Annotated in this window: 7 protein-coding genes, 1 tRNA gene and 1 riboswitch; of the genes, 1 reads left to right on the top strand and 7 read right to left on the bottom strand. The window is 48.9% G+C overall.

The features are described from left to right. Window positions 1–90: 90 nt before the first annotated feature. From AAH187_RS06650 to AAH187_RS06635, 4 genes are all read right to left on the bottom strand, one after another. Window positions 91–492, bottom strand: a complete 402-nt coding sequence (locus AAH187_RS06650) for a fibronectin type III domain-containing protein (protein WP_342347660.1) — start codon at window positions 490–492, stop codon at window positions 91–93. Between the two features lie 76 nt (window positions 493–568). Then, window positions 569–658, bottom strand: a riboswitch (cyclic di-GMP riboswitch). Window positions 659–1,149: 491 nt separating this feature from the next. After that, window positions 1,150–1,389: a hypothetical protein gene (locus AAH187_RS06645; RefSeq protein WP_342347659.1), complete on the bottom strand. Its 240-nt coding sequence runs from the start codon at window positions 1,387–1,389 to the stop codon at window positions 1,150–1,152. Between the two features lie 367 nt (window positions 1,390–1,756). Then, complete coding sequence (locus AAH187_RS06640) at window positions 1,757–3,643, bottom strand: FG-GAP-like repeat-containing protein (RefSeq protein ID WP_342347658.1); 1,887 nt, start codon at window positions 3,641–3,643, stop codon at window positions 1,757–1,759. Window positions 3,644–3,671: 28 nt separating this feature from the next. Next, window positions 3,672–4,049 carry a hypothetical protein gene (locus AAH187_RS06635; protein WP_342347657.1) on the bottom strand — a complete coding sequence of 126 codons (378 nt, stop codon included), beginning with the start codon at window positions 4,047–4,049 and terminating at the stop codon, window positions 3,672–3,674. Between the two features lie 158 nt (window positions 4,050–4,207). On the opposite strand from AAH187_RS06635, the gene AAH187_RS06630 reads away from it, so the two are divergent. Next, window positions 4,208–4,537: a hypothetical protein gene (locus AAH187_RS06630; protein ID WP_342347656.1), complete on the top strand. Its 330-nt coding sequence runs from the start codon at window positions 4,208–4,210 to the stop codon at window positions 4,535–4,537. Window positions 4,538–4,618: 81 nt separating this feature from the next. On the opposite strand, the gene AAH187_RS06625 is transcribed toward AAH187_RS06630, so the two are convergent. From AAH187_RS06625 to gltX, 3 genes are all read right to left on the bottom strand, one after another. After that, the gene (locus tag AAH187_RS06625; RefSeq protein WP_342347655.1) at window positions 4,619–4,894 is read right to left on the bottom strand and encodes a hypothetical protein; all 276 of its coding nucleotides are present in this window, start codon (window positions 4,892–4,894) and stop codon (window positions 4,619–4,621) included. A 318-nt stretch (window positions 4,895–5,212) separates the two neighbouring features. After that, a tRNA-Gln gene (locus AAH187_RS06620) sits at window positions 5,213–5,286 on the bottom strand. Window positions 5,287–5,360: 74 nt separating this feature from the next. Continuing rightward, window positions 5,361–6,776 (bottom strand): glutamate--tRNA ligase, encoded by a 1,416-nt coding sequence (gltX, locus tag AAH187_RS06615; RefSeq protein ID WP_342347654.1) that lies wholly within the window; start codon window positions 6,774–6,776, stop codon window positions 5,361–5,363. Window positions 6,777–6,796 lie beyond the last annotated feature (20 nt).

Below are 6,796 nucleotides of genomic sequence, written 5' to 3'. Positions count from 1 at the left end.
AGAATTCTTTATGCCAGATTCTCCTGGGTTCATCATTTCCAAAAATACTCTATCTCAGTAAGGATTTGTCTGAGATGACGATGTTGAATATCAATAAACTTGTACATTCTTAGGAGGAGCAGGACGGGCATTAACGATAGGCACCGTGACACTCACCTGGTTCGAAAACGGGCTTTCATTTTTACGAGCCCGGTCGTAAGCTTTTACTGCAAAATAATACGTTTGCCCGGGATTCAGGCTTGGCACTGTATAAATAGCCTGAGTTCCAACATCCTGAGTCTGCGTATAACTGCCGCTTGAGGTCCCATAGGCTAAAATAAATCCTCCATATTCAGCGGAAGGGGGATCCCAGGCAAGGGTGACTTGTCCCGCCAAGGCATTGGAGGGAAAGAGACAGAGAAAAAGAAAAATGACCCATAATGAACGAGATACGGATCGAGAAGGATGTAGACGGGGAAAACCCACTCGAGAGAAACCTTGAACGTCTGCCATACGAGATCTCCTTTATGCATGTGAGTCATGCCGAGCGAAGCCACTCCGCTCATGATCAAGGAGGATCTGTGGCTTGCCTGGCAACCTGGCAACCCTATCCCGGACTTCGAGACGTAGGCCCATGGCTTTGCGTCCCATCCTTTCAGATGGTTTGCCTTTTTCAGGATACGACTGTTTCTAATGCTGGATGCTTCATCGGAACATTCACCAGATCCTTGAATGTGGAAAAACCGAATGCCTCATTTCTCAAGAATACATGAAATCTGACGAACCCCAATCACCATAAAACAAGGATAATTAAAAAAAATGAATCACGTGATTCATGCCTAAATTTTATTATCGGACAGACGCAATGCTCTACCCAATCACTGATCTGATGAGGCCACACCTGAAGCCCCAGATATTTGGCTAATGTCTGAAAACCTGCTTTTCGGGTAAATCGGCCTCACACGGGTGAAGTCCCTAGGGATCAGTGAAAGAATGAATCCAACTTCTCCACTCAAGATACTGACCCTGGTGGACGCCTCAAAATCTACCACATCGATGAATTTCAAATATTTCATATTCCTCTCCTCCACTTTTTGATCTAGAGTAGGCAGATCAAAATGCAAATCCAAGGGAATGACTATACTCGATGGATTGAAGTAAAAATTTTCCTTACCATCCAAATAATTGAGATATGACAAGATAGATCCAGGCAGCACCAAAAATATAGGTGATTTCCTTCTCACCAATTTGTTGATAGAACAGACGATATCCCAGAATCGGCACAATGGCTAAGATCAGCGCAGAAAAAAAGTGCCCAACCACATCGCCCGTAATGGCGCCAATCTCGGAATGCCCAGGCACCGCAAGCAAGATACTGCCTCCAAGCATAGCTGCCCACCACCATTTCATATTGACCATCAGCATATTCACGCTCACATACAAAGGAAATGGTTTGCCATCAACAAATCAGGCATTCCCAATTGAACTAATTTCAGCGAAGAATGGCTCAAAACAATTTGACCGCATAGAAGCAGATCACCGCGAAACAACAACCTGCAATAAGTAGGGTTTCATTGAGTAAATATTTTTGGTCTCAGCGTGACAATTGAAAGGACGACCTGCTTTCAAAGTCCCCACCCACCACTCAGCCTTCTACCAAGGGGCCTATCATTTATGCGTCTCGCACTTCGACCAGCTCACATTGGAGACGACCATTCATATACCGTACTGTATTTTCGTTAGGACACCGGGTTGTAAATCTCTTGGGACGCTTCGCCTAATGTTGAATTTCCCAGTTGATTGAAACACTGCCCGGAAAGCCCACCGACATGACCGTACGCCCATTCATCATCCATACAGCCACCGTGCCTGTCTGCCTATTGCGCCAAATTACATCCGCGCTCCCATCCCCATTGACATCATTGGTGCTAGCAATCTCCCACGCCTGAGGCACCACGCCAAAAAAACCTGACGAACTGAGGGTCACCCCATTCATCAACCAAATGGCCACTTCCCCGTTACTCGTTTTACGCCAAACCAAATCCCCCATCCCGTCATCATTCACATCACCCACCCCTGCAATCTGCCAATCCGTGGAGACCCCTCCAGTGAAACCTATTGACAGAACCGTGAGCCCTTGCATAAGCCACACTTTCACTGCGCCAGTAAGGTTATTCCGCCAAATAACATCCGCTTTTCCATCGGCATTCATATCTCCCGTCCCCGCTATGTGCCACTCCAAAGGCACTGCGCCCAAGTGGCCGGAAGAAGCAATCATGGAGCCGTTCATCAACCAAATCGTCACTTCTCCAGTTCTCGTGTTTCGCCAGACGAGGTCCGCCCTCCCATCACCGTTAACATCATCCACACTCGCGATTTGCCAATCCCTAGAGACACTACCTGGAAAACCCACCGACATGACGGTGAGACCATTCATCAGCCACACCGCTACCGTTCCCGTATCGCTGTGACGCCAGATGACATCAGCTTTTCCGTCATCATTGACATCCCCGGTACCGGCAATCCGCCACTTCGACGACACCACGCCCAATGAGCCGGAGGAGGCAATCGTAGGACCATTCATCAACCAAATCGCAACAGCCCACGTGCTGGTGTTGCGCCAGACGAGGTCTGCCTTCTCGTCGCCGTTGACATCATTCCGAGTAGGAAAACTCACGCCAACCTCAAACACCCACCCTAAATCTTGCAACAGAGGTTGAGCTAACCCGAGATCATGAATAGCCTTTCCGGAAGCTATTCCAGGCTCCATAAGCTGATCAGGCTTAATCGTGTTCGTGAAATGAGAAACCGACGAACCCAATTCAACCGGATTCGGGGCATACATTTGCACATGAGTGCCTGTTCGTCCGGCCGTCAGTGTCCCGGATGCTCCTTGAAGGGTGGCACCAACAAAATGAAGATTCGGCCCAGCAACACTCGCATATTGCCTTTGACTATCGGTCATGAACGGGTAATCGGCTGGGCTGGCTCCATGAAGCTCCAACCAACGCATAAAATCGTCATTGTTGCCTAGGAATTTCTCCCCGGTTAGCACATCAACAAGTGATAAAAAACCAAGGCCATGAATGATTTCATGCAGGACCACGGTGACAAAATCAAATTGTCCCGCTGGGGGATGGGCATCTAGCCCAAAATACCAATTCGTAAAATTTGCACTAAAGGTCGCACTGATATCACTGGTAGTCAGATCCAGGTCCTGTTCTGCAAGTTTATTTGCCAAGGATTGGACGTACCAGGTATTCGCCACCGGAGCATTGGGGAAATTCCGATGGACGGTATTGGGGCCGGCCGATCCCAGTACTCCTGCTCCTAAGGAATCAATTCGAGCATCGACTCGAATGCCCACCGTGCTTACCAGGACCTGCGCTAAAATATTTGCCGCATACTCAAAGGCTTTCAATCTTGCCTGACCAAGTGTGGTGGCCGTATTTCCACCCACTGGGGTAAAAGGCGCAGGATCGTTAAATCCTTCACCAGGGCTATCTTTATTTACAATAATAATGGTGGCGGCGTAGGTCTCGGTCAAGAGGCCAAAGCAGCCAAAGAGTAAAACAATCAGAAATCCAATCACACAACAGCTGAAGGGTATCGGCAACTGGGAGGAAGCGGGATCTCTCAGCATATTGGCATTAGAATAATTCATGGGTTGAAATGGTCTCATCCAACAACCTTCAGGGTTTTAATGGCTGTAGGTCCCCAGATTCATGCTGATGAATCGCATGGTCAGATCCATCTGGCACCTTCAAGATTGACTGAAACCGGCCCTCAACATTGACCATTGTCCCACCACCTGCATCTGGCACATCCCGTAAACCCTCCATACTCAGACGACTCTCGGGTATCGAAGCCGATGGAAGAGGTCGTAGCGTTCCATCTGGCTCTTCAATCCGCATGGGTGCTTTACCTGGTCGACGGCTTCCCTGACGATGCTCAAGAGACATCGCATCCTCTTCTCCTCCCTGTGTTTCAATAATGACCTCTGCTTGAAGGAGGAAAACCCAACCCAGGGTTATACAAAGCATGACAAATACCGGCATCACGATTTTCATTTTATTTCCTCCTTTCAACAACCTCCTTAATATTCTCTAAGAAAAATTCAGAGAGAGACCTAAAAAAAAGTTATTCTGCGATTTCTATCCAATCTAATATTCTCTCTTTCGGCTATGACAACTAAAGAAGTAAATCCATGGTGTTTCATTGAAAAAGTATGTCATATTTCCCCGCCAACGAGCTACACTTAAAAAGTGTGGGAATAATGGTGAAGGGCGGCCTACCTTTTCGAGTGAAGCCTCACCCACACCCTGTCTGCCCGAACCGGCGGGGCAAGGATATGCCGGTTAAAGGAACGCACCACGGAGAGGGGGTGCCAAAGGACCTGCTGTACGGCTATCTGGAGACCTATGTCCGTCAGGAGATTCAGGGCTGCCTTCAAGATCTCATGGAACAGGAGGCCCAGGAATTCTTAGGACGAGAAAAAAGCGCAAGTAAGGACGTGGCCGACGAACAATCCGGCTATCGCGTGGATATCCCTTATTGACCCCCTCGATGAGCAACGATTTTCAGTCGGAGAGAAGTGAATTGAAAATTGAAATTCAACCCTAGAAAAACGAGCCAAAACTTATCGTGAGTTCAGACGCCACCGCTTCCGCTTTTCATCCGGCTCTGCCTCCTCCACCAATTCGATCATGCCTTCCTTATCAAGCAGCCGCAACATTTCCCCGCAGGTGTGATCCAATTCCCCTGTGCCCATGTTATGCAACCCTGCCCGACGGGCAATTTCTTCCTGAAAAACCCCCATTCCCCCGGACTCTGCATCTGGATGCCCACGAAGAACCTCTAGGATATGATCCTTTAGTCCATTAATAAGCTCCGTACCCCGTTGATGAAGATTCATGGCCTAACCTCTTTAATGATAATGCTTTTCATTGTGTTATTGGGTCCTTCCGATCTGACTGGTCCTCCTCGACCCCATTCTAAGTTGGCCCTCTCCCTTTGCCCTTCAATTTTCTCAGGATTACACAACCAATTCAACAATCAGACAGAAACTTTTCTTCCTGTCCTATAATGAGGCCTTCCTCAGGTTGAAAGAACTCAAGACATAACTATAAAAATCCCTGATCTCGTACCCAACCATCCAATTTGAAGAAAAAACGGGGATTGATTATTTCGTGATTCCGATGTGCTTGCAGGCAGGAAAGAAAAGCTGAAAAGTTGGCTGGGGGACCAGGGATCGAACCTGGGCAGCCAGATCCAGAAACTGGCGTCCTACCGCTAGACGATCCCCCAACCTAGGAGTGAGCTTAATTCACCTCTCAGAACCAGTCAAGGGACGGCAGAAAAACAAAGTATGAAGGTGAGCTTTACGCGTTCATCGTTCGCTCAAGTCCGGAACGGATGCGTTGGAGCGATCGCTCTTTCCCCAACAACGCCATTACCTCATAAATGCCAGGGCTGACCGTCCGGCCTGTCAACGCCACGCGTAACGGTTGTGCCACCTTGCCCATTTTGAGCCCCTGCCGCTCGATAATGCCATGAAGAATACCCTCAAGCACCTCCTTGGAAAAGTCTGCCTCAGCTTCAACCTGATCAGCAAACGCCTGAAGGCTCGGGGCAATTGACAGAGTGAGATGTTTTTTCGCGGCATCCTCATCCATGGTCATGGGCTCTGACAGATAGGGGACGGCACCTTGAACAAGGTCCAAAAGCGTTTCTGACCGCTCTCGCAAGGGGGGGATTAAGGCCTCGGCCCCTCCGGGAATTCTGGCCAAGACGGCATCATCATAGCCTGCACTCTGCAAAAATGGCATGAGGACGTCGGCCACCTGCTTGGGGTCGCTGTTTCTAATGTACTGCGCATTGACCCACCGTAGTTTTTCAGGGTTAAAGACGGCTGCCGAGGCTTGCACCTGCTTAAAATCGAAAAACTCGACCATTTCCTGAATCGAGAAAATTTCCTGATCCCCATGAGACCATCCCAGTCGGACCAGATAATTAATAAGGGCTTCAGGCAAATACCCCATCTCCTTATATGCCAACACCGAGGTTGCCCCATGGCGTTTGGACAAACGCGCTTTATCTGATCCTAAAATCATGGGGAGATGTGCAAACTGAGGCACCGAAAATCCCATGGCGGAAAAGAGCGGGACCTGTCTCGGAGTATTATTGACATGATCGTCTCCCCGAATGACATGCGTAATGTTCATGAGCCCATCATCCACCACCACAGAAAAATTATAGGTAGGATAGCCATTGGACCTGAGTATGATGAGGTCGTCCATAACCGTGTTATCAAACACGATCTGGCCCTTAATTCGATCATTGACGATGGTTTGCCCTTCCTGAGGAGTGAGAAACCGAAGAGCCGCCGGCTCGGCGGGTTCGGAAACTCCTCGATGGCGACATCGCCCGTCATATTTGATGGATTCGCCTTTAGCCTGAGCTTCCTTCCTTCTCGCCTCTAATTCATCAGGCGTACAGATGCACCAGTAGGCTAGCTTTCTCTTCAAGAGATCCATTGCCCGTTCACGATACAGCTCCAAGCGGTCTGTCTGTCGGAAAGGCCCCTCATCCCAATTCAACCCGGTCCATTTCAGGCCATCCAGGATGACCTGAATAGCATCATCCGTAGACCGGTCCCGATCGGTGTCCTCAATACGGAGGATAAAGGTTCCACCCTCATGACGAGCGAATAACCAATTAAACAACGCTGTCCGCACTCCCCCAATATGGAGAAAACCAGTCGGACTGGGCGCAAAGCGAACTCGAACCTCATTCATTGGCTATCACCGACCTTTCT

The sequence above is a fragment of the uncultured Nitrospira sp. genome, from assembly GCA_902500695.1.
GTDB lineage: Bacteria > Nitrospirota > Nitrospiria > Nitrospirales > UBA8639 > Nitrospira_E.
Note: the sequence above shows the minus strand (reverse complement) of the source record. Positions and strands in the feature narration are given on the sequence as shown.